General features: G+C 71.1%; 1 protein-coding gene. It reads left to right on the plus strand.

Annotated features, from left to right (window positions below; genetic code table 11):
* On the plus strand, positions 1–457 hold a 457-nt coding region (locus RM844_RS32650), incomplete at both ends, for an alpha/beta hydrolase-fold protein (protein ID WP_311671059.1).

Raw genomic sequence — 457 nt, forward strand, 5'->3', positions numbered from 1 at the left:
GCGTTCCCTCCGAACTCGACGGTACCGGCGGCAACTTCGGCACCCTGTACAGCGCGCAGTTCCTGGAGAACATCACCATCAACTCCAACAAGGAGTTCCAGCAGAAGTACGTGGCCGCGGGCGGGCGCAACGCGAAGTTCGACTTCCCGCCGAACGGCACCCACAACTGGAACTACTGGGGATCGCAGCTGCAGCAGATGAAACCTGACCTGCTGCGGGTGCTCAGCCAGAACGCGGCAGCGGCGGCTGCTCCGCCTGCACCAGCGGCTCCGGCACCAGGAGTGCCCGGACAGGTCGCGCCGGTGCCCGGCCAGGTACCGGGCGTCGCGGCAGCCCCGGCTACTCCAGCCGTGCCGGGCCAGCTCGCTCCGGTGCCCGGCCAGGTCCCCGGAGTTGCGGCAGCCCCCGCGGCACCGGCCGTACCCGGCCAGGTCCCCGGAGTGGCCGGGGTGCCCCG

Source organism: Streptomyces chisholmiae (genome assembly GCF_031845445.1).
Lineage (GTDB): Bacteria > Actinomycetota > Actinomycetes > Streptomycetales > Streptomycetaceae > Streptomyces > Streptomyces chisholmiae.